General features: G+C 44.1%; 18 protein-coding genes. 11 read left to right on the top strand and 7 right to left on the bottom strand.

Going from position 1 to position 20741, the window contains the following annotated elements; genetic code table 11:
* Positions 1-245: 245 nt before the first annotated feature.
* The 4 genes from L3V33_RS04295 to L3V33_RS04280 form a co-directional block, all read right to left on the bottom strand.
* The gene (locus L3V33_RS04295; protein WP_237289306.1) at positions 246-1469 is read right to left on the bottom strand and encodes an efflux RND transporter periplasmic adaptor subunit; all 1224 of its coding nucleotides are present in this window, start codon (positions 1467-1469) and stop codon (positions 246-248) included.
* A 2-nt stretch (positions 1470-1471) separates the two neighbouring features.
* The gene (locus tag L3V33_RS04290) at positions 1472-1795 is read right to left on the bottom strand and encodes an MFS transporter (protein WP_065205853.1); all 324 of its coding nucleotides are present in this window, start codon (positions 1793-1795) and stop codon (positions 1472-1474) included.
* 250 nt (positions 1796-2045) lie between these two features.
* Positions 2046-3473 carry a sodium-dependent transporter gene (locus L3V33_RS04285; protein WP_346730218.1) on the bottom strand — a complete coding sequence of 476 codons (1428 nt, stop codon included), beginning with the start codon at positions 3471-3473 and terminating at the stop codon, positions 2046-2048.
* 476 nt (positions 3474-3949) lie between these two features.
* A complete protein-coding gene (locus tag L3V33_RS04280; RefSeq protein WP_065205855.1) occupies positions 3950-4729 on the bottom strand; it encodes a LuxR C-terminal-related transcriptional regulator in 780 nt (259 codons plus the stop codon).
* 251 nt (positions 4730-4980) lie between these two features.
* On the opposite strand from L3V33_RS04280, the gene L3V33_RS04275 reads away from it, so the two are divergent.
* The 10 genes from L3V33_RS04275 (at position 4981) to L3V33_RS04230 (ending at position 16231) form a co-directional block, all read left to right on the top strand.
* Positions 4981-6528 (top strand): arylsulfatase, encoded by a 1548-nt coding sequence (locus L3V33_RS04275; protein ID WP_237290165.1) that lies wholly within the window; start codon positions 4981-4983, stop codon positions 6526-6528.
* Between the two features lie 292 nt (positions 6529-6820).
* Positions 6821-8125 carry an anaerobic sulfatase maturase gene (locus L3V33_RS04270; RefSeq protein ID WP_171316541.1) on the top strand — a complete coding sequence of 435 codons (1305 nt, stop codon included), beginning with the start codon at positions 6821-6823 and terminating at the stop codon, positions 8123-8125.
* 12 nt (positions 8126-8137) lie between these two features.
* Positions 8138-8671: a hypothetical protein gene (locus L3V33_RS04265; RefSeq protein WP_237289304.1), complete on the top strand. Its 534-nt coding sequence runs from the start codon at positions 8138-8140 to the stop codon at positions 8669-8671.
* Positions 8668-9699 carry a hypothetical protein gene (locus L3V33_RS04260; protein ID WP_237289301.1) on the top strand — a complete coding sequence of 344 codons (1032 nt, stop codon included), beginning with the start codon at positions 8668-8670 and terminating at the stop codon, positions 9697-9699. The genes L3V33_RS04265 and L3V33_RS04260 overlap by 4 nt, the downstream gene beginning before the upstream one ends.
* Before the next feature lie 63 nt (positions 9700-9762).
* Entirely contained in the window at positions 9763-10791 is a 1029-nt protein-coding gene (locus L3V33_RS04255; RefSeq protein WP_237289299.1) for a MoxR family ATPase, read from the top strand.
* Between the two features lie 11 nt (positions 10792-10802).
* A complete protein-coding gene (locus L3V33_RS04250) occupies positions 10803-11747 on the top strand; it encodes a DUF58 domain-containing protein (protein WP_237289298.1) in 945 nt (314 codons plus the stop codon).
* Positions 11737-12249: a DUF4381 domain-containing protein gene (locus L3V33_RS04245; protein WP_237289296.1), complete on the top strand. Its 513-nt coding sequence runs from the start codon at positions 11737-11739 to the stop codon at positions 12247-12249. The genes L3V33_RS04250 and L3V33_RS04245 overlap by 11 nt, the downstream gene beginning before the upstream one ends.
* A complete protein-coding gene (locus L3V33_RS04240; protein ID WP_102559218.1) occupies positions 12236-13387 on the top strand; it encodes a VWA domain-containing protein in 1152 nt (383 codons plus the stop codon). Before L3V33_RS04245 ends, L3V33_RS04240 begins: the two co-directional genes overlap by 14 nt.
* Entirely contained in the window at positions 13384-14979 is a 1596-nt protein-coding gene (locus tag L3V33_RS04235) for a VWA domain-containing protein (RefSeq protein ID WP_237289294.1), read from the top strand. Before L3V33_RS04240 ends, L3V33_RS04235 begins: the two co-directional genes overlap by 4 nt.
* Entirely contained in the window at positions 14966-16231 is a 1266-nt protein-coding gene (locus L3V33_RS04230; RefSeq protein ID WP_237289292.1) for a BatD family protein, read from the top strand. The genes L3V33_RS04235 and L3V33_RS04230 overlap by 14 nt, the downstream gene beginning before the upstream one ends.
* On the opposite strand, the gene L3V33_RS04225 is transcribed toward L3V33_RS04230, so the two are convergent.
* Both L3V33_RS04225 and L3V33_RS04220 read right to left on the bottom strand, forming a co-directional pair.
* Positions 16228-17133 (bottom strand): urea transporter, encoded by a 906-nt coding sequence (locus tag L3V33_RS04225; protein ID WP_237289290.1) that lies wholly within the window; start codon positions 17131-17133, stop codon positions 16228-16230. The two genes, L3V33_RS04230 and L3V33_RS04225, sit on opposite strands and share 4 nt — an antisense overlap.
* Positions 17134-17215: 82 nt before the next feature.
* On the bottom strand, positions 17216-17875 hold the full coding sequence (locus L3V33_RS04220; protein WP_237289288.1) for a pyridoxamine 5'-phosphate oxidase family protein: 660 nt from the start codon (positions 17873-17875) through the stop codon (positions 17216-17218).
* 90 nt (positions 17876-17965) lie between these two features.
* Here L3V33_RS04220 and L3V33_RS04215 point away from each other — a divergent pair, with 90 nt between their 5' ends.
* Entirely contained in the window at positions 17966-19423 is a 1458-nt protein-coding gene (locus L3V33_RS04215) for a PLP-dependent aminotransferase family protein (protein ID WP_237289287.1), read from the top strand.
* Positions 19424-19469: 46 nt separating this feature from the next.
* Here the strand turns inward: L3V33_RS04215 and yjeH are convergent, their stop codons facing one another.
* Positions 19470-20738: an L-methionine/branched-chain amino acid transporter gene (gene yjeH / locus L3V33_RS04210; RefSeq protein ID WP_237289285.1), complete on the bottom strand. Its 1269-nt coding sequence runs from the start codon at positions 20736-20738 to the stop codon at positions 19470-19472.
* Positions 20739-20741 lie beyond the last annotated feature (3 nt).

Here is a 20741-nt window from a genome sequence, read left to right as displayed (position 1 = left end):
ACGAAAGGTCAACACGCCCTAGCCAAAAGCCTTGTTCGCTGAAGGTGGAGTTTTCATTAAGTTAAGAAACCCAGCAGCCTATAGGGGGAAGGTTGCTGGGTTTCTGATGTGTTTTGTTATCGTGAATTAACTAATAAGTGCAGCGTAAAACAAGATAAATGAATGCTGAGAATAGAATCAATTGACTCTTTTTCCTATGCGTAACATCTATGAAATCACAAATCTTATGGAATTTATTCATAGTCTTACATGCTATATATGAAGTAAATCTGAGCTTTCATTCGGATAATGATGCCGCGAATGACGTTCAAGAAATTCAAGAATGGAATAGGCTTTTCTGCATTAACCCAAGCGAGTCCAACGGCGCCCACTGGTATGTCATAGCCTTCAGATTCGTTGATACGCAGACGCACAAAGTGGTGCTTGTTCATGACGTTCTTTCCTGTTGTGGCACGGACGTTTGTTTCACGAGCAAGCAAAGAACCTTGAGACTCACCTGTCGCTTCAACAATACCCTCTACGTGAGCGTTAAATACTTTCCCTGGATAAATCGCGGTAGCAAACTCAGCTTCTTGGCCTACTTTGATGTTTCTAAACGCTTGATGGTTAATTCGCATCAAGACGAATTTTTCGTCGCTGTACATTTTTAAGCGAGGTATTGCGCCAACAAACTGACCTTCACGTGCCATAAAGTTGGTTACATAACCATCCGTTGGTGCGTAGATTTTTGTTTGGGCCAAGTCCCATTCTGACTGGGCTAGTGCTGCTCTCTTATTTTTAAGGTCAGCCTCTTTGCTCGTCATAGAAATTTGTGACTTTTCAATTAAATTTAGGTTCTTATTTGCCGTAATTTCAGACTTTTGATACTGAGATTCGATGATTGTTAACTGGTTCTTCGCAACTTCAACGGCTGTTCGTTGTTGGTCAAGAACGCTTTCGGTAATCGTACTTTTTACTTTTGCATTCTGGTCAACATAGCGCTTTAGCGTACGTTGCTTTAGCGTCAGGTCTTGTTTTGCTGCTGATATCTGGTTCTTGATTATCTCAATGTCTTCAAGCGAAGCTTGGTAGTTTGTCTTTGCGATATTGATATCTTGTACAGCAGCTTTGTGGCCCATCTTAGCAATCGCTAGTTGTGCTTTTGCTTTGTCAACGGCATTAACGTATGAGTCATCGTCAAGCTCGTAAATTAATTGACCCTTTTTGATCTCACTATTCGGCGAGATGTGAAGAGATTCAATATTCCCCGTGATTCGTGTTGATCCTGGTCTTAATTGAATATGCGGAGATTGCACGACAGAACCGCCAGATAGATCCATTGGTGCCCAAGTAATTAGGCCAACCCAAACAAATACAAGCCAGAACGAACCACCACCATAAGCAAAAATCTTAAATGGTTTGGTCCAAGGCATGCCTACAAGGCGAAGCAAATAAATAAACAAAGCCCAAACAGCTAAACCTTCTAACATTGTTATTCTCCTGCCTTTGTCATTTGAGTCGGTGTAGTGTCATGCCAAATATGACGAATACGACGTATGCTTTGTTCTGTATCGATAAACGCAATGATTACAGCAAGCACCCAAACCCAGTGCCAGATGAATCCTATCCAGGTGAGTATGGTAACTAACCCCATCTGACCGTGCTTTTTCTTGTCTGCGTGGTGGATTGGCAATTCGTGAAATTTCCAAAATGCATAGAGCGCTCCAACAATAGTACCGATGAGTACTACTGCTGCTACAACATGTAGGCCAATGTCGAAACCAGTGTCGACAAAAGGCATAGTTATTAAACTCATAAAGCTTCCTAAAGTGTGTAGTTAAAATTTGAGCCAGAGTTGTTTCACCGACCGTAGTGGTGAACGATTATCGTGATAGTACGTAGCTGGTTAAGAGATCGAATCAGTAAAAATACGGGTCATAACTTTTAGTAGAGGAAAACATGATCTGGAACGAATCTAAAAGGGGAGGTAGATTGAATGGAAGGCCAAAAATAAAGCCTGTCTCTGATGACAGGCTTAAGTAAGTTATCGTGAACAGGAACGGGTATTAGAATCGTTTAGAGATCACCGCGGTGAACGCGATAAATGCGATACCCATTAACATGACTTCACCTTTACCACTGTCAAAACCAGCCTTCACGCCCATAAAAGCAACGATTGCGATTGCAAAAGGAATGACGTATTTAACCAAGCCGTACCAAAGGTTAAACAGAGGAAACGATATTTCACCGTTGTTAGTGATTTCATTTTCTAGATCTTTCTTGTTCAACCTCCAACCCGCAAAGATACAGATGAACATGCCACAAACGGCTAAGAAGATCTTGTCAGTCAACAGATCGAAGATATCGAATACACCAGTATCGAACAACTTAGGGCCAATACCACCAAGTGATAGCGACGAAAGGGTACACATACTGATCATAGTAATGCTTGATATCAACACCGCTTTAAAGCGTGTCATCTGTTTTTCATCGATTAAGTATGAAACAGCAACTTCTAATAGAGATACTGAAGACGTAAGCGCAGCCACGCTGAGACCAACGAAGAAAAGCAGTGCGAATAGCAAGCCGATCACGCCACCCATTTCGGCGAAGAGCTGTGGTACAACAACAAACACCAAGCCTGGGCCTGCCGCTGGCTCCATACCAAATGCAAACATTGCAGGGAACATCGCGATGCCAGCCAGTAGTGCAACACTGCTGTCCATGGCAACGACCATTGCTGTGGTTTGTACTAGGTTCTCTTTTTTCTTTAGGTAGCTACCGTATGTGATCATACAACCTGTTGCTAGGCTCAAAGAGAAGAAGGCTTGTCCGAGTGCAGCAAGTACTACGTTGCTGTCTACTTTAGAAAAGTCTGGACTAAACAAGAATGTTAGACCTGCACTTGAACCGGGTAGAGATAACCCTTTAACAGACACGATAACCAAGATCATGAACAGCATTGGCATCAGGATTTTACCTGCTTTTTCAATACCGCCTGAAATACCTTTCATCACAATAAGTACGTTTAGAATTAGGTATACACTCATCCACATTAATGGCTCTACAGGGGTTGAGATAAAACCACTAAAGCTATCTCCAATTAACTCAGGAGTGCTGAGTAGGCCTGTCGCCACTTTGTAGATGTAAGCGATAGACCAGCCACCCACAACGGGGTAAAAGCCCATAATTAACAAGCCACTTACCACGCTGATAACGCCGGTAAATGTCCAGCGTCGGTCGGTTGCTTTAAATGCACCGACTGCTGATTTTTGTGTATGTCGACCGATAGCAAATTCCGTTAGCATGACACTAAAGCCAATGAAAATAACAAAGGCTAAGTAGATAAGAACGAAGGCACCACCACCACTCTCCCCCGCGGTATAGGGGAATTTCCAAATATTCCCAAGGCCAACAGCGGACCCTGCTGCTGCCATTACAAAGCCAAGCTTTGATCCCCATGTATCTCTTGATTGTGAAAGGTTACTTGCCACAACATCTCCGAAAGTGTTCTAAATAAAATGATTGAATTTGATTACGTTTTTTAATGATCATGAGAACAATGTGCCGTTGTAAATCTGACATCGCTTCAAACCACCGCGCAGTGTAGGGGGCGAGAACGTGAAGCTAAACCGTAGAATTACGGTATAAGCGCGTGTTGGTTATACTAAGAACCAACTTTTTATTAATGTCAAAGGGAGTACCAGCGGGCCATATATTTTTGACAAACATAGACAAGCCCTAGGTAAATAATCAAGAAGCGAAGGCGAATGAAAATATATATGGATTTGTGGTGGCTTTTATAAATTATAGAACCAATAGCGGTAGGAATATATTTAAGGGGTAGGTTTGCTGATGTTCTAAATTAAAGCCTGTCGTTGGCTTTATAAGCAGTAGTATTACGAAAATCATGCAAAAATGGTATGCATGATTTTCAGCAATTAGGAGTGAGACTTATGGGGGGAGAGGACTATTGGGCGATTCCAAGACCGTTGCGCAGTGCAAACTGGACAAGCTCGGTATTGTTTTCAAGCTCCAGTATATCGATCATTCGGTACTTATGTGACTCGATGGTTCGAGGGCTTAAAAACAATTTTTCTGCACATTGTTTTGCCGTAAAACCTTGAGCAAGTAGAGTGAGAACTGAGCATTGTTTAGGCGATAATAAGAGAAGTTTTTCACTTTCATTCGCATTCGTGGGTTGGTCTTGTTTTAAATTACGCACCATCGTTGAATGCTGCCAGTAGCAAAGCCAAATGTCACAAATTAGTTTTAGGCGTTTCATGTCTTGTTCTGTTAAAGGTTCTAAATCACTGGTGAACCTAGAGAAGGACAGTGCCCCCCAGTCTTGGCCAAATAGCTTTAGAGGAATGATACCGTGCCAACGACCGCCTTCTGCATGTAAAGTCTGTATCACGGATATTTTATGGTTACTCATTTCTTGATCATCAAAAGTAAGCCAACTTTTCTTTGTTCGAAGCTGCTTAAAATAATCTAAATAATTACCATTAATGAAGATTGTTTTCTTAAGTTCCGGGATGCCATCTCTCGATACTGTCGATACCTTACCATCATTGAGTATGATCATTGAGTTTGGGAAAAGTGTGACTCTGTCTATTTCAAACCAATCTAAGACTGACTGCGCTATTTTTCGCCAAGTCACATCAAAGTCTTTAGGTGGCGAACCAATTAGCGCATCGGATTGCTCTGTCACCAAATCCTCAAAAGACATATCAGCAGTATTTTTCATCGTAAATAATCAACCTCAACAGTAATATTACTATGTATAAGCTAGCTTTTTATCGGACTGCAAGTCAAATGTTAAACCATATAATCGAATAATATTATCTATGTTCGATATATCAGTATTCTTTGAATCAGTAATACTACTGATTACCAATTCCTCAGTTTCTTAAATAATAGCTCACGGAAAGAAATTACTTTTAAAATTACAAAAGGTCTTGAGCTATGTTCAAAAAGAAAACCTTCCTACAACTTGCGATGGGCGCGGCACTTGCATCGACTGCAATGGCAAGTTATGCGACAACGGATACAAGCCACCCCAACATCCTAGCTATCTGGGGTGATGATATCGGTATCGATAATATTTCGGCGTATACACGAGGACAAGCAGGTCACTGGACTCCGAACATCGATCGTATCGCGAATGAAGGCGTGCTGTTTACTGACTTCTATGGTGAAAACTCTTGTACAGCTGGTCGTAGTGCATTTATTACGGGTCAACACCCAATGCGTACTGGTTTGACAAAAGTAGGCATGCCTGGCGCTGCTGAAGGTATGCGCCAAGAAGATCCTACAATCGCAACCATGCTCAAAGCTAAAGGTTACATGACAGGTCAGTTCGGTAAGAACCACCTTGGTGACCGCGATGAACATCTACCAACCGCTAACGGTTTTGATGAGTTTATGGGTAGCCTTTACCACCTAAATGCTGAAGAAGAACCAGAGCATCCGGATTACCCGCAAGCGCCAGGTTTTAAGAAAAAATTTGGCCCGCGTGGCGTTATCCATTCATACGCTGATGGCCGTATCGAAGATACAGGTGCTCTAACGATTAAACGTATGGAAACCGTTGATGAAGAGTTCCTAGAAGCTGCTTTAGACTTTATCGACCGTGCTCATAAAGAGAAAAAACCATTCTTTGTTTGGTTTAACTCAACGCGTATGCACGTTTGGACTCACCTGAAAGAAGAATCAAAAGGTCTATCAAAACGTGGTGGTCTATACGGTGATGGTCTAGTTGAGCACGACAACATGGTCGGTCAACTACTTGATAAGCTAGACGATCTGAAGATCGCTGATAACACTATCGTTTCGTACACCACCGATAATGGTGCAGAGAAATGGTCTTGGCCAGATGGTGCGACATCTCGTTACTACGGTGAGAAGAACTCGACGTGGGAAGGCGGCTTCCGTGTACCAGCAATGATGCGCTGGCCGAACAAGATCCCAGCAGGCTCTGTTGCAAACGAAATTGCGGCGCACAATGACTGGGCTCCTACATTCTTGGGTGCGGCTGGCGAGAAAAATATTGTTGCTGACCTGAAGAAAGGTAAAAAGCTTAATGGTAAAGAGTACAAAGTTCATTTAGATGGATTTGACCTAATGCCAGCGCTTAAGAAAGGCAACAACACAACGGCAGACAACTCTGTTGATTGGCCTCGTAAGGGCTTCGTTTATGCAGCTGATGATGGTCATATTTCAGCTGTTCGTATGGGCGACTTTAAAGTGATGTTTACTGCAAACGAATGTCACGGTATTGAAACTTGGCAATGTCAGTTCGAAGAACTGCGTTTCCCGTATATCTTTAACCTGCGTCAAGACCCGTATGAAAATGCGCATAAAGATGGCATTGGTTACTCTCAATGGCGTGTTGAGCATGTTCCATACATGTACTTAGGTGCGGCTTACACATTCCAATTCTTGAAAACATTCCAAGAATTCCCACCTCGCCAAGTCCCGGGTTCTTTCTCTATCGACAAGATCGTTGAGAAGATGAATATCTGGCAGCGTGCTCAATACCAATAGTTATTGAGTAATAAACTCATATTATTGAGCTTATAGGTGAGTCAAGCCAGCCCTCGCTGAAAAACTGATGAGCCACTTAAAAGAGCGATCCTTGTGATCGCTCTTTTTGTTTTCTAACGCTCTTTTGTTTTTAGGCGCCCTTTGGTTCTCATGAACAATGAACAGAATCCGTAATACTACTGATTACGGCTGCTAAGTGCTGTTGAATAATAGTCACAGATAACCGTTACAGGTTTCCATCTTAGGGAAGTAATCGCACAGTGAATGTGAGTGAACGAGAAGAGGAATAACAATGACCCAATCAGCTCAACACAATACCATTATGTTGCCAAAAGCAGCCCCGGCGAAACGTATGAATATCATGACTAAGCCCATTGGCTCGGCATGTAATATTGATTGCACGTACTGTTACTACCTAAGTAAAGAGGAGTTGTTAGGCCATGAGCGTGGCTGTGCGACTCAAATGAGCGAAGAAATGCTCGACACCTACATTAAAACCTATATCGAACAACAAAATTTTCCAGAGATTGTTTTCCATTGGCAAGGCGGAGAACCAACGTTACTAGGGGTGAACTTCTTTCGTGACGTAGTTCGCCTGCAAAAAAAATACTGCCCAAAAGGCGTGAAAATTGAGAACAACCTGCAGACTAACGGGACGTTACTTAATGATGATTGGGGCAAGTTCTTAAGTAAAAACAATTTCATGGTCGGCTTGAGCATTGATGGGCCGGAGATGATTCACAATGCATACCGTACCAACCGTTCGGGGCGAGGCACGTTTAAACAAACCATGAAAGGTGTCGGCATTCTGCATAAACACAAGGTTAACTTTGCGACGCTGACCTGTGTAAATAACCTCACTGGTTCAAACCCACTCGAAGTATACCGCTTTCTGCGCGATGAAATTTGCTCACCACAGATGCAGTTCATCCCGATCGTAGAACCAAAATCATTCCGAGAGACAGCACCACAGAAGTGGTCAGAAGAAGAGATTCTTTTTCAAGGTATGCCTGAAACCGAGCCTAGTCACCCAAATTCAATTGTTGAATCTTGGTGCGTTTCTGCTCACCAATGGGGTGATTTCCTGTGTACCATTTTTGATGAGTGGTTGGAAAACGACATCGGCAAAGTGAATGTTCCGTATTTTGAATCTTGTGTTGAAACGTGGATGGGGCGAGTTAACCCGCTTTGTACACTGGCTCCTATGTGTGGAAAAGGTTTGGCTATTGAGCACAACGGCGATGTATTCGCGTGTGATCACTATGTCTACCCGGAATATAAGCTCGGCAATATCAAGGATGCCAAGCTTGAAGATCTGCAATTTTCAAAAGGCCAAGAAGAATTTGGCCGAGCAAAAGAGTCAACGTTACCTAAACAGTGCCGCGAGTGTAATTATCAGTTTGCCTGTTTTGGTGAGTGTCCGAAAAATCGCTTCATTAAAACCCTCGATGGTGAAACAGGCTTGAACTATTTGTGTGCAGGCTGGAAGCAGTTTTTCTCACATATTGACCCTTATATTTCAATGGTTGTTGCGACTATGGGCTACCCAGTGAATAAAGGCATCAATGGCGATGCAATGAAGATTAATTTTAAATAGAGGCGTTATCCGATGAAACTAAAAACTATTGTGCTGCTTGTTGCACTGATTAGCCAAACGGTTACCGCTCAGACTAACGCGGTATCACCTACAGACACTCTATTTAATCAAGGATCGGTAAAAGCTGTGATTGATATGGCTTTTAATACCAAGAGTGAACGATATACAGAGTTTGCTTCGCTTTTTAATCTTTGCCAAAAGCGCCCTAATAACCCTCAATGTGGTGAAAAATACAAGACCAAACGTACTAATTACGAGGTGGCGAATGCGAATTACAATGTACTATTAATGACTAATGAGCCGCAATTTATCACGTTGATGATGCCTCCGGTTAACTATGAAGAGTTGGTTTCTGGCTTACAAATATTGGGCTATCTAGATTGTGAGCAAGAAAGTGTAGATCTCGTACAAACACTTGATGCTCTGAACGAGTGGCTCGTCTTACATCGTTTTGCAAAAACAGATGAGATTTATTTCATGCACGCTCTAATGGTGAGAGCTGAAGAGTTATCCCAGAAACTGCATACAGAGCGTTACCCAGTATGAAACATAAGCTAATCAATTGGTCAGCAGTGTTGCTCATTATTGTTGGAACGCTACTTACCTTTTATTCTTGTGCCTCTCTGGCGAATAGTGTTCAACCTTTAAGTAATGGAAGCACAAGCCAAGTTGTCACCGTTGTTGATCAGCGTGAGCAGTTGCTAGCGGAGCACTCTCAAAATGAAGCTCTACCCATAGAACAACGTGCTGGCGCAACCGTTGAGTTAGGGATGTATTATGGCCCGAACTCGATCATTGCGGTAGCCAGAGCATCGCGTTCTGAACATCCACAAATGCGTTTGGCAGCAATACAAGCTGCAGAACAGTGGCAGGGTAAAGCAAAGTGGGATGTTGTCTCGCCGATGCTAGATGATGTGGATCGTGATGTAGAGGCCCAAGCCGTCCGTACGCTGGTCGTTCTTTGGCCTCAGTTATCCGGAGAGTATCTTGATCGTTTAGTTCCAGCGGTCGATAGGCATTTAGCCTTACTATCTAACGATCTTGATGGAGACTTAGAGCGAGCTTGGGTTTACACCTTACAACGCAATTTCCAACAGGCCGAGTTGATCTACTCAGAACGGTTTGAGAATCACCAAGACCCTAGGATTACTATTGCTTACGCAGAGTATTTGAAAGGCATTGATGACGATGAGCAAGCTCAGCATGTTTTAAAGCAGACGCTAACAGATTTTCCTGAATCGGCGGCATTGCATTATAGCCTTGGCCTGTCTTACCTGCGAACAGGGGAAAGAGTGAAGGCGCTACGTCGCCTGAGAAATGCGTATGATCTGGAACCTAATAGCGGGTCCTACGGATACACCTACGCGACCTTGGTCCGAGAAAATGACGCTGAGACCGCGATTACTGTCTACCGAGCTATCTATCAAAATCATGCTCAACCCGCTTATCTATATGCTTTGTGCGACACATTGTTGAATGCTGGACAAGATGCGAATACGTGCCTTGCTGAGCTTGAATCTATCGCTCCTCAAAATGTTGTCTCAAAACTAAAACAACTCTATCTGCCAAATTAAATCAATGCTGATATCCCAATTCAGGTACTACAGCTTATTTAGGTAGCCTTACAAGGTAACGTTATGTCCACAGATACTCGTGCAGCAGTTTGTCATTTAATTGAACAGACAAACCTATCTATTATCGGCCAAGCTCATGTTACACAATCTATGATGATTGCGTTGTTGTCGGGCGGTCATATTTTATTGGAAGGGCTTCCTGGAACGGCAAAAACTCGCGCTGCTAAAATATTGGCAGAACAATTAAATATGGCTTTTAGCCGTGTGCAATTCACGCCCGATCTACTTCCTTCTGATGTAACTGGCACGCAGATTTATCATCAAGAGCAGTCGAAGCTGGCGTTCCAACCTGGCCCTATTTTCAGTTCGATGGTGTTGGCCGATGAAATTAATCGAGCCCCAGCCAAAGTTCAAGCCGCACTGTTAGAAGCGATGGCTGAAGGCACAGTAACGGTTGCGGGTGAAACAATGTCATTGCCAGAACCTTTCTTAGTGATAGCAACACAGAACCCTGTTGAGCAAGAGGGCACCTATCCGTTACCAGAAGCGCAGATGGATCGCTTCATGATGAAAGTGAATGTTGACTATCCAGATCGAGACTCTGAAATGTTGATTATTGATTTAGTGCGTCAGGAAGAGCTCGCAGTAATGGATGAGGAAGTGAACAAGAGTATGGATACAGGAACCCTACAACAAGAACAAAATGAATTGCTAGCTGCGGTATTTGAAGGCGGTGTTGAGCACATTGCAGCTGGCAAAGAGGCGGTAAAGCGAATCCATACCTCACAACCGATCAAGCAATATATTGTGGATCTTGTGATGGCTACTCGTTTTCCTCATCTGTATCCAGATTCTAATTTAGACAAATGGATCGATGTTGGCGTAAGTCCTCGTGCATCAATTGCCTTGGATAAATGTAGCCGTGCACACGCATGGCTAGCTGGGCGTGATTATGTGACACCAGACGACGTGAGAACGGTCGTGGTCTCGGTATTGGGTCATCGTATTACTCCAAGTTTTGATGCTTTGTCGAGTTCGGTGACAGCAGAGCAGATTGTTGATGAGCTACTGCTCAATGTGCCTCTTTCTTAGGGAGCGTTGTTATGAATGTGTCCGATGACGTAAGGGTTGTTAGTTCTTTTGAATCTCTGATGGCGACAAAATTGAAGTCGACAGGTTTCTCGTTGCCACCCATAGCTAAAAGCCGTTCTCGACAAGCGGGTAACCATTTATCTCGTTACCGTGGTCGAGGGCTTAACTTTGAAGAGTTTCGACACTATCAAATGGGTGATGATATTCGCAGTATTGACTGGAATGTCACACAGAGAATGCTTGAACCTCATGTAAGGGTTCAAAGTGAAGAAAAAGATCTGCCGGTGGTGTTGCTCGTCGATCAACGCAGTAGCATGTTCTTTTCATCGGTCGATACTATGAAATCTGTGGCGGCAGCTCAAGTTGCTGCTTGCTGTGCTTGGAAAGTATTAAAAGACAGTGATCGCATTGGAGCGTTAATCTTTTCAAATGAGCAGTTGTACTGGCATAAACCACAACGTCATTCAGCACATGTTGCACGAATTCTTCAGTCTCTGGCTCTCGCTAATCAAGATTTGTCTCGTGCAGAACATAAAAGTAAAGAAGTCGCAGGTTCAGGGTTATCCGATGCTTTGACTAAGCTAACGCAGCAAAAGCTTAAGGGTTGTTTGATCGTGATGATCAGCGACTTCAATGATGCTACAGAACAAGATGTTCAACGAATCAAATGGTTAAAGCAGCACAATGATTTGATGGGTATCGCTGTCAACGACCCTATGGAACTGGAACTTCAATTTTCTCAACCGATTCATATTAGTGATGGTGAGTGGCAGCTATTGGCTGATACTGCATTGAACGAGAGGCTTCATCGATACAACCAAGCAATCCAACAGGGCTACCAAGATATCCATCAGTTATTGAGTGCTGGTGGAGTTGATATGGTTAGATTAGACACGTCTGGGAACCACATAGCTGATCTTATTCAAAAAATGAGTGGGGGCTACCGTGTCCGATAATCGAGTTTTACTCAAAGGTTTTATCGATCCTGCCTCTACTGTTGATGTCAGTTGGTTGCCAACAACAATTGGTTGGAAAGTCACCTTTGTTCTGATCTTGGTGTGGGGGGCTTGGAAGTCGTTCCACCTTTTTCACTCCTACAAAGCGAACAAATATCGTCGTCTGGCGGTAAAAGCGATCAGTAGAAGTAAACAAGATCCCATTGATAATCAGCGCCAGCAACAAGAGTTACGCAGAATAAACAGTCTGTTGAAGCAAGTAGCTTGTTGTTCGTTCCCTGGAAGTAAGGTCGCGATGCTCAGTGGCAATGAATGGGGGGAGTTCCTCACTGTTTCTTCACCGCATCAGGTTTTTGACCGAGCGCTTTTATTGCAATGGCAGCAAGATATCTACAAGCCCGCATCAGATTATGGTTGGACCGAAGGTGAATTAAGTCAGGTTCGTTTAAGTGCTATTGCGTGGATAAAAGGCCATGTGAGAGGTTCTGATGGTCGAGTTTGAATACCTTTGGGTCTTTGCCCTATTGCCCTTGCCGATTCTTATCTACTGTTTTGTGCCGAGTCATCAAACCCCTCAAATTGCCTTGAAAGTCCCTTTTTTTGATGCGCTGGCATCAAGTTTAGGTCTGAGTGCAGAGAAAGGCTCAAACCAGATTAAGGCGGGTATTTGGCAACGTTCTTCCCTGATTTTAGGTTGGCTTTTAGTCGTGTTGGCAGCAGCAAAACCTGTTTGGCTAGGGCCTGAAGAGACGAGAGAGCTTGCTGGACGTGATGTGATGATTGTTCTGGATCTGTCGGGCTCTATGGCGACGGACGATTTCTCTAATACTGTTGGTAATCAAGTGACTCGTTTGGCGGCCTCAAAAGAGGTGTTGGACACGTTCAGTCAAAAGCGAAGTGGCGACCGACTCGGCTTGATAGTCTTCGGTGATTCTGCTTTTTTACAATCGCCCTTTACGGCTGATCACACGGCATGGCTAGCGTTGTTAAATGAAACCGAGCCTGCAATGGCAGGGCAAAGTACCCATTTGGGCGATGCAATTGGACTCGGTATTAAGACCTTTCTTTCCGAGAATCAGAAAGACAAGCAAGAGCAGTCATCCGACTTACATAGCACTCAACCTGATCAGCTTTCTCCTGAAGACCTTGTTCCTGAAAACCGAGATCCTCAAAACCTGGCTCCTGAAAAACATGAGCATGAAAGCCTTACTCACGAACACCTTAGCCGAGATCACTTGATGATAGTGCTTACCGATGGCAATGATACCGACAGCTTAGTGCCGCCGATTGATGCCGCGAAAGTGGCTGCTGCGCATAACATTAAAATTCATCTTGTGGCAATGGGGAGCCCTAACACTTCAGGTGAGCAAGCGATTGATATGGAAGTCATTGATACTGTCGCCAAGTTAACGGGAGGACAGAGCTTTCTAGCGATGTCACCGACTGAACTGGATAACGTATACGACACCATCAATGAACTCGAACCTAGTGTGTTTGAAAGTTACCGTTACCAGCCAAAACAAAGCCTTCATTATGTGCCTTTGCTTATCGCCTTCATTTATCACCTGCTGTTTATGGTGGTTCGATCTGTTTTGCGATTTCGTAACAAGCCAGAGACACTAAAAGCGAGAGCTTTATGATGGGAAACTTTCATTTTATTCGCTCTGAATGGCTGTTACTAATCGTGCCACTTGTTGTGGTTCTGATCATGAATTGGCGCCGCAGCCAAAAGCAGAATTCGTGGGTAACTCATTTGCCCAAGCACTTGTCTGATGCTTTGCGTGTTGGTGAGTCGTCTCGAGTGAAGCACCTTCCGATCATTCTGCTCAGCGTAATCTGTTTGGCCGTGATAGTGATTGCTTCCGGGCCCAGTTGGTATCGTCAGTCTTCGCCTTTTGCAGAAGACACCACGCCATTGGTGATTGTGCTCGATGTCTCTGAGTCGATGCTACAAAAGGATATTGCGCCAAGTCGTCTGTTTAGAGCGAAACAAAAAATAGCGGAGCTTATTGATCTGCAAGGTAAAGGAAAAACAGCGTTAGTCGTCTACTCGGGTACCGCTCATTTAGCGATGCCTTTAACGCAAGACGTTGCGGTGTTTAAGCCTTTATTAGAGGCTATTCACCCCGAAGTAATGCCAAGAGAGGGGAAGTTTGCGGAATATACCCTGCCTATCATCAACAAATTGGTACCTGAAACTGACAATGCAACGGTATTGCTGGTGACCGATGCCGTTAACCAACTGGCTTACCGTGAGTATCAAGGTTATTTCAAGGAAAAAGGTTATCAACTGCTGATTTATGGTGTTGGCAATCAAGACGTTCCATCTCCGTTACCTATGGAAATTGAAACTCTGTCGAAATTAGCCAGCTCGGTACATGGTGATTTTGTTGCTTTTACTCAAGATAACCAAGATATTCAAAATCTTAGTGGGGAAATAACATCTTTTGCTGAGCTTTCAGCAGACCAAGCTGAGCCTTGGTTTGATGCAAGTTACCCTTTGGTGTGGGTGGTGCTGGTACCGTATTTGTTGTGGTTTAGAAAAGGCTGGCTAGTTCAATGGTGCGTTATGGTTTCTTTATTTTATAGCGCGACTTACAGCCCTAATTTATACGCAGCAGAGTTTTCGTTGGTCGATATTTGGCTAACTAAAGATCAGCAGGGCGCTCTGTATTATCAAGATCAAGAATACCAACAAGCCGCGCAAATCTTTGAAAATGAGTACTGGAAAGCAACGGCCTATTACCAAGCTGGCGAATACGAAGTGGCACAACAATTCTACATGCGCAGTGATACTTTACAGGGGCAATTAGGTGCGGCGGCTTCATTGGCGAATCAAAAAGAGTTTGTTGCGGCAAGGTCTTTGTATCGAGAGATCTTGGAGCAATACCCTGACAATCAAGAAGCTCTTCATAACTTAAAGATTGTTGAAGATGTGATTGCTTATATTGATCGTTTTACGAAGGAACAATCGAAAAGCAATGAACGTCAGGTGAGCCGAGAAAATGGTGATAAGCCAAAACGCTCGGATGGTGTAAAGCAGCAAGTAGAACAAGATCAAGTGATTCAAGAAGTCTTATCCGCTGAACAAATCTTGAGTGATCCAGGCGCCAACGAAAAATGGATGAAGCGAGTTCAGAGTGACCTATCGAGCTTTATCTCAACCAAGTTTGCATTGCAGTATCAACAAGGGGCGGCTAATCAAACGGAGTGGAAAGATGAAGCTAAGTAGGTTATTTCAGCTTTTGTGTTTGGTTATTAGCTTAACGAGTCATTTTGCTTATAGTCAGCAGCTAGCTTCGCTCTATGATCAAGGCAGTGTAAAACTTAATGTCTGGCTGAGTCATGCCAGTTCGGATATTGCAGTGCATGAGCAGGTTACTCTCAATATCGAAGTGATGACAGACACATGGTTCAGCAAAGGCACCAAGGTGCATCGTGTTGAGGTTGATAATGCGGTCGTGTTGCCTATGAGTTCTTTTGCTGTGAACTCCACAGAACGTGTTGATGGGAAAGTGTACTCCAAACAACTCTGGGAAATCGTGCTTTACCCATTACAGAGTGGAGAGTATCAAATCCCTCCTGTCGCGCTTGAGATTGGCGTAAAGCAGGGCAGTAATAATATTGATGGGGTGGTGATGACGAAGGCTTTGTCTTTCAATGCTCATAAGCCTTCTGCCAATATGACGTCTGATCAGAAATGGTTGACAGGTACTGAAGCTAACCTGAAAGAAAAATGGACGTTCGTCTCTCAAAATGAAAGCTCACGGGGCTTGGAAGAACAGCTCAGTGTGGGCGACGCGATTACCCGTGAAATTACATTATCTGCACACGACACTATCAGCGCACTTTTGCCGGAAATCACAACACTCCCTGATACCTTAACGAGTCAATTATTGGTATATCCTGAGTCAACTCAGTATCGAGATGATGAGCAAAGGGGTGTGCGTCAGGCTCAAAGGTTAGAAAGGGTGACTTATATAGTGAACAACGCTGGCCGGGTGACGCTTCCTGCGGTTAGTGTATTTTGGTGGGATTCAGAGTTTCAACAGCAAAGGAACCTTGTCTTGCCTGAGCGAAGTTGGCAAGTGTCGCACACCTTCGCTTCCTTTGTGGAACAGTACAAGGTGCTATTGGCCGGGCTCGCTGTCATCGTTGTTGTTGTGATTTTGAGTACAGCACTGTTGTACCGCTATGTTAAAACAAGGCCTAAAAGCAAATGGCTTTGTTTAGCTCAAGCTATCTATAAGAAAGATATACCTTTGTTCGAGAATTCGATTTATCTGGTTTTACTTGAGCATTTTCAGTCTAGAGTGCTGACTCCAAGAGTAGAAACGGTCGAAGGTATTGAGGTGATATGGCAAAGATATAAGAAAAGCCCTGAGCATGAAAAACTACGAGAGGGTGAATATTCTCGATTAGTCTTGTTTAAAGTACTGATAGCTTTTCTCTTGTCAGCTCAATCGGCTGGATTAAACCGTTAACTAGTAGCGCGATTTTTTTTCATCAACCCAGATAGATAGACAATCCCCCAAGTACTTAAAATAAAAGGGGCGGTGAGTGGTAGCAGTGACAGTGCATGAAAACCAAGTGTGATTAGGCAGCTCAACAGCATGCCTAATAGGATCAACGGCCAAGGGATTCGCGGATAGAGCACAAGTGCTAGAGTGGTAAGAATGGCATTGTAACCATACAGGCCTTGTTTGGTCAGTTCGTCAGACGCACCGATTAACTGGCTGAAAACGGTGCCGACGGTCACCGCAAGTATTACCCATAGCGCTTGCTTGATATTGTTGAACGCAATCGCAGCCAAGATAACTAACCCCGATAACTCATTGTTGATGAAGCTGACTTGGCTGATGCCTTTTAACAACGTTATGGCCATGCTTGGTAGGTTCAACCAATCGTTGAATGTTAAAAACGCTGTCGACTGTAGCGTAGTGTTTGAGGGGGTGAAAAAAGGGAGGTTCAAACCTGATTGAAGCATGTAGATAGACCAAGAGGTGACAATGAAGGCACTGGTGTAACCGCGATACTTCTTAAAGCTGAATACAATGTTGGCAATGGGGACTGTGAGTAATGCGCCTAACACAGTCACTAGAACCAATAATGGTGTGACACCAAAAAAGTTACCAATAAATAAACCAATTAGAGCCCCATTTAACGCGAACATCCCATTATCAAGGTCTTTGCTTTGTTTGATGGAATAACGAGCCAATGCATAACTGCAACTTGCGCCAAGCAGGGTAAGGAAAGCAAGTGAAAGTGATTCAATCGAAATGGCAAGCAGCAGCAAAAGCGACGTCATGGCAGACGGTGTGAAATAGACTTGCCCAATGCCATTGAGCAAGCCTTGAAATGGTAGAATATCCTTATTCGTTTTCATCGTCTGATTACATTATTGAGTCATGTTGATTTTTTGTAATTCAGATTGTATATAACTCCATCCTTTTGACTACCTAAGTGTGTTAATTTTGATACCAACGTTCACCATAAGCTTGTTGGTAATCTGGCGTTTCAATGATGCCTTCTTGCTCTGGAACCGTTTCTAATGGCCCTACAACGGTGCGATAAGGCAACACACCCGCCCAGACGGGAATATCCATGTCAGCCTTATCATCATTCACACCGTGCTTTCCAATTTTGACGGAGGCTTCCGTTAACGGTATTGCCAATAACTCGGTCGCGGTGAGCTCTTTCTCATTACTGAGCCTGACTTCGTCGGTTCTTCCCGGCGCAATTTGCTCAATAAAGATATTCAACAAGCGATCCTTTTCTCGATTGTCATCGATGACTGAAAATGACCCCAATACTACAGCAGAACGATAATGCGCACTGTGGTGAAATGCAGAGCGGGCTAACACCCAACCATCGAACAGAGTGAACGTTAAGCAGGTTGGGTCTCCCTTTTTCAGACCTTTCAATAAGCGACTGTTTTTGGCTCCATGAATGTAAACCATGTCATCGACTCGCCACGCAAGCATCGGGATAACCATTGGTCCTTGTTCGCCTTGTAATGCAATGTGCGCGATTAAGCTTTCATCAATAATTTGGTGTAGTTTCTCTTGTTCAAATACGGCTTTGTGAGCCCCTTTTTTAATCGTGGTTCTTTTCGTGTTAGATAACATAATCGCTCCTTAGTCATTGCCTTTTGATTAATGTAGCGATTAACTGGTCTATTAAATAGAGCCACTTTTAAACACTATTTGGATCCAGTTATGCAGCCTATTGATGTCGGTGATCTACAGTTAGACGAACAACACGACACGCGCCAAACCGCCTTGTTTCACGCGATCAGAGAGAAGATCGTTCACGATTTATGGAGCAAGGGCAGTAAGTTACCTTCAACACGTAAGTTAGCTGCTGAGTTATCGGTGAGTCGAAATACGGTGATTTACGCGTACGAACAACTGGTCACCGAAGGTTATATCGAGAGCAAGCAAGGTTCAGGTTTTTATGTCTCGGTTGAACAGCCAGAGCACTTCCTAAGTTTGTCTCAGCCAAACAGTGTTCAGGATGCACCGGTTAAGCACGTAATAAGTCAACCGATGGCAAACATAGCGACACCTAACGACATTAACCGCAGCTTTGCCCCTGGAGTTCCTGATTTAGATGCATTCCCTTTTGCGAAATGGCAGAGGCTGCTGCAACGTCACTCTACGCGGCAGAACATCGCGGGCAATCAAGAGGTTCAGGGAAGCTTGGCCTTGAGGGGTGCATTGAGCGGGTATCTTGCGAGTAGTCGCTCGGTCAATTGTAGTGCTGACAGAATCATCATCACCGCTGGTGCGCAGCAAGCCATCTCAATCGGATTAATGGCGACGTTAGCGATGGGCGATAAAATCCTTGTGGAAGAGCCGGGCTATCGACAAGTGCATAAAATTATCGATCTGTTGAGGCTAGAGCTAGACGGTGTGAGTGTGCGTGAAAAGGTGGGGCTAGATATTGAAAAAGTGTTGTCCAGTAATGCTAAGGCTCTCTATGTCACGCCGAGTAATCAATACCCAATGGGCACGACCCTCAATACTGAACAACGCCTCAAGTTGATCGATTGGGCTAACAAACATCAGTCATGGATCATTGAAGATGACTACGACAGTGAGTTCCAGTTTGCTCATCGCCCTTATACCTGCATGCAAGGCTTAGCGGGAAAATTAGGATTCGATGATCGCATCATCTATGTCGGTTCCCTGAGCAAGGTGATGTTCAATGGCCTGCGACTAGGTTACTTAGTGGTGCCTGAAAGTTTGGTGGCGAAGTGTCTTGAGATTAAAGATGCGCTCACTGGAGACACGGCGTCTCATACACAAGAAGCTTTGGCGGATTTTGTTCGCGAAGGCGATTTATTGCGTCATATTAGAAAGATGCGTCGTTCATACAAACTCAAGCATGAAGCCATGATAGAAGCGATTAAAAGTGAGTTTCATGGCGATCTTGAAGTGATTAGCCAAGCGGCAGGGCTACATGTGACCGTGAAGTGGTATCAAGGCATATCTGAACATGAGTGGAGCCGTAGAGCAGGGCTTGAAAATATCATCATTCGTCCTTTTGACTTTTATGAATATGGATCAAGTGATGCTCGTGATTGGAATGGGGCGGTGTTGGGATTTGGAAATATCCGTTTGGCTGACATAAAGCCGAAGATCACACAGATCGCTCGGCTTTTTTATCAGTAATATTGGTAGGGCATGCTTACAGTTTGTCGATTCATCATTAATCGAGTTATAACTTGTCGACAGAAACGGTTTTACCTTTACCTAGCCACTTACGCCAAGGGAGTGACAATGTCACAAAAATAGTGACGGCATAGAGCATCGACCAGCTTAAACAGATAAACACTAAAGTACAGATGACCAATGAGAGCATGGCGGTGTATCTAGATGCGCCAGTCAGTAATCGGCAAGCCGCTAACATTGCAAGCAGATAAACCAGAACGAAAATACCGTTGGCGAGTTTAAGAAAGAATTCGAGATCGAGATTAGACAACTCACCAATCACACAAGAGATAAGCGCGACAAAGCCAATTGCTAAGGTTGGGTAAAGTGGTACGCCACGGCAATTGAGTTGAGCCATTCTACTCGTAGGAGTGTGTTGGCGAGCCTGAGCCCAAATCATACGAGACAAGCTTTGTGTGTAAAGGTTTAGGCTAGCAAAACAAGCAAAGAAACCAAGCACACTGATGACGGTTTTGAAGCCATTACCAAACAGTTGTTCTGTTACCCACGGGATGGATGCAGCATCAAATTCAGGTGAACCATAAGCGCCTAGCTTGATAATAACCACCGAGCAAGCCCAGTACACTATGCCCGCAACGAAACACCCTGCAATGATTGCGATGGGAAAGTCACGCTGTGGATTTTTAAATTCTTCTCCCATGTGAGCAAAGGCTTCTATCCCGACAAAGCACCAAAACATCACCGCTAAGGCTGCGCCAATCGACCACATCGAATCAGACGTCATGGTCGGAACTGCGATGTCCGCTGCAGTGATGTCGGCTTTCCAAACAAAGGCGCTAACCAAGGCAAAAATCGACAAGGCGATCACCGTTTGTAAGCGCCCAGAAGACTTACTGCCCATCAAATTGACAGCAATAAGCAGAGCGACGGTAAAGGACTGAGCGCCAAGTGGTGTGTCGAGTGGCGCTGGCAATAGTTGTTGTGCAAAACCTCCAGCCAATGCAATGGCAGCCGGAATACCGACAGGAATAACACTCACAAACAACCAAGCCACGCTGGTTTCTAATCGCTCACTGAACGCCTTGCGAACAAAATAGGCCGTGCCACCTGCATTGGGGTAGCGTTTTCCTAATGCGGCAAAGGTGAGTGCAATCGGGCAAATAGCGATAAACAGGATTAACCACGCGAGTAGTGACAACTGTCCTGCAATGCCTGCTGCGATCGCAGGGATCATAAATAATCCAGTGCCTAGCAAGGTAGTCGAGAGTTGTCCGATTCCTGAAATAAGCGTGATTTCTTGTTTGAGTTGTGTCATTCG

Source organism: Vibrio sp. A2-1, assembly GCF_021728355.1.
GTDB classification, from domain to species: Bacteria; Pseudomonadota; Gammaproteobacteria; order Enterobacterales; family Vibrionaceae; genus Vibrio; species Vibrio splendidus_K.
Note: the sequence above shows the minus strand (reverse complement) of the source record. Positions and strands in the feature narration are given on the sequence as shown.